Source organism: Neptuniibacter sp. (assembly GCF_024231755.1).
In the GTDB taxonomy this organism is placed as follows: Bacteria; Pseudomonadota; Gammaproteobacteria; order Pseudomonadales; family Balneatricaceae; genus Neptuniibacter.
In genome coordinates this window covers 1-2,246 of record NZ_JAAEQH010000074.1, presented here as the reverse complement: position 1 = coordinate 2,246, position 2,246 = coordinate 1, and the positions used below count along the sequence as shown (strand labels likewise).

Genomic DNA, 2,246 nt, shown 5'->3' with positions numbered 1-2,246 from the left:
TGCCATAGTCATGAATTCGGGCACCAGACAGATAAAGGTTATATACAAAGCACCTGCCAATGTCAGGCGTGTCATCACTTTATCAATGTATTTAGATGTCTGCTCACCTGGACGAATACCTGGGATAAATGCGCCAGATTTCTTCAGGTTGTCTGCTGTCTCACGCGGGTTAAAAACCAACGCTGTGTAGAAAAAGCAGAAGAAGATGATAGCTGCTGCTAGCACCATCGCATACAAAGGCTGACCTGGAGTCAACGTTGTTGCAATAGCTTGTAGCACATCAGCGACCGGACCTTCACCCTGGCCGAACCAGCTTGCAATTGTACCAGGGAACAGAATTATACTGCTAGCGAAGATTGGTGGAATAACACCCGCCATATTTACTTTCAGAGGTAAATGCGTGCTTTGAGCAGCAAATACTTGACGACCTTGTTGACGTTTGGCGTAGTTAACAACGATACGTCGTTGACCACGTTCAAAGAATACAACAAGATAAGTAACAGCGAATACTATAACCGCAACCATCAACAGTACAAAAACATTCAAATCACCTTGGCGCGCCATTTCGGCTGTCGAACCAATAGCAGACGGCAGGTTAGCTACAATACCAACAAATATTAGAACTGAGATACCGTTACCGATACCACGTTCTGTTATCTGTTCGCCCAACCACATAAGGAACATAGTACCGGTTACTAAACTCACCACTGCGGTGAAATAGAATCCCATACCTGGGTTAACAACTAACCCGTTCATCATGCCCGGTAAGCTTGTGGCAATACCGATTGATTGGATAGTAGCAAGCACAAGCGTGCCGTAGCGTGTGTACTGGCTTATCTTTTTACGCCCTTGCTCACCTTCTTTCTTAAGCTCTATAAACGGCGGATACATATGCGTTAATAGTTGCGTAATAATCGAAGCCGAGATATACGGCATAATACCCAGTGCTAACACTGAAGCTCGCTCAAGCGCACCACCGCTAAACATGTTGAACATCTCAACAATGGTGCCCTTTTGTTGCTCGAAGAAATCGGCAAGTACAGCGGCGTCAATCCCAGGGATCGGCACAAATGAACCTAGACGGTAAATTATGATAGCACCCAATACGAAGAGTAATCGGCGCTTCAATTCCGAAAGTCCACCTTGTGCACTTTGTGTATCTTGACCTGGTTTAGCCATTAGTACTTCCTTAGTCTTCTACCTTGCCTCCGGCAGCTTCGATAGCTTCGCGTGCACCTTTAGAAGCCTTAAGGCCTTTAACGGTAACAGCGCGTGAAACTTCGCCAGATTTAACAACTTTAACGAACTGAACGTTCTTTTTAACTAGACCAGCTGCTTGTAACGCGCTTAGGTCTACCACATCGCCTTCAACTTTAGCGATTTCGTATAGGTTAATTTCTGCAGATACTAATGATTTGCGAGAAGTGAAACCGAACTTAGGTAGACGACGTTGCATAGGCATTTGACCGCCTTCGAAACCAACGCGTACTTTACCGCCAGAACGTGATTTTTGACCTTTGTGACCACGGCCACCAGTCTTACCAAGACCAGAACCGATACCACGACCAACACGTTTTGGAGCAGTTTTTGAACCTGCAGCAGGTGAAAGTGTATTCAAATGCATCGAATTACCCCTCTACCTTAACCATGTAATAAACCTGGTTGATCATACCACGCACACATGCTGTGTCTTCTAACTCAACAGTGTGATTGATACGACGTAAACCAAGACCGCGTAATGTAGCTTTATGCTTCGGTAAACGACCGATAGAGCTTTTTACTTGTGTTACTTTTACAGTTTTATTAGCCATGGTTTACCCCAAAATCTCATCTACTCGAAGACCACGTTTTGCAGCGATCGACTGAGGAGAATTCATGTTCTCAAGAGCTGAGATCGTTGCACGTACAACGTTGATCGGGTTAGTAGAACCGTAACATTTAGAAAGTACGTTCTGCACACCAGTCACTTCAAGTACTGCACGCATAGCACCACCTGCAATGATACCAGTACCTTCAGATGCTGGTTTCATAAACACTTGTGAGCCAGCATGACGTCCTTTAACAGGATGCTGTAATGTGTTGCCATTTAGGTCTACGTTGATCATGTTACGACGTGCTTTTTCCATTGCTTTTTGAATAGCAGCTGGAACTTCACGTGCTTTACCATAACCGAAACCTACTTTACCTGCGCCATCACCAACTACAGTTAGTGCAGTAAAGCTAAAGATACGACCACCTTTAACTAC

General features: G+C 44.8%; 4 protein-coding genes. All 4 read right to left on the bottom strand.

What is annotated here, in order from left to right; all coding sequences use genetic code 11:
• Positions 1-1,179, bottom strand: a 1,179-nt coding sequence (secY, locus tag GY843_RS03555) for a preprotein translocase subunit SecY (protein WP_297306591.1), incomplete at its 3' end; no start/stop codon positions are given.
• A gap of 10 nt (positions 1,180-1,189) precedes the next feature.
• The gene (gene rplO, locus GY843_RS03550; RefSeq protein WP_008115382.1) at positions 1,190-1,624 is read right to left on the bottom strand and encodes a 50S ribosomal protein L15; all 435 of its coding nucleotides are present in this window, start codon (positions 1,622-1,624) and stop codon (positions 1,190-1,192) included.
• Between the two features lie 4 nt (positions 1,625-1,628).
• The gene (gene rpmD, locus GY843_RS03545) at positions 1,629-1,811 is read right to left on the bottom strand and encodes a 50S ribosomal protein L30 (RefSeq protein WP_008115384.1); all 183 of its coding nucleotides are present in this window, start codon (positions 1,809-1,811) and stop codon (positions 1,629-1,631) included.
• Between the two features lie 3 nt (positions 1,812-1,814).
• Positions 1,815-2,246 (bottom strand): 30S ribosomal protein S5 (rpsE, locus tag GY843_RS03540; protein WP_297306585.1); only part of this gene is annotated, 432 nt, incomplete at its 5' end.

Bases quoted from the DNA above. Each gene is read 5' to 3' on its own strand.
- rplO (WP_008115382.1), bottom strand. From the start codon at position 1,624: ATGCATTTGAATACACTTTCACCTGCTGCAGGTTCAAAAACTGCTCCA.
- rpmD (WP_008115384.1), bottom strand. From the start codon at position 1,811: ATGGCTAATAAAACTGTAAAAGTAACACAAGTAAAAAGCTCTATCGGT.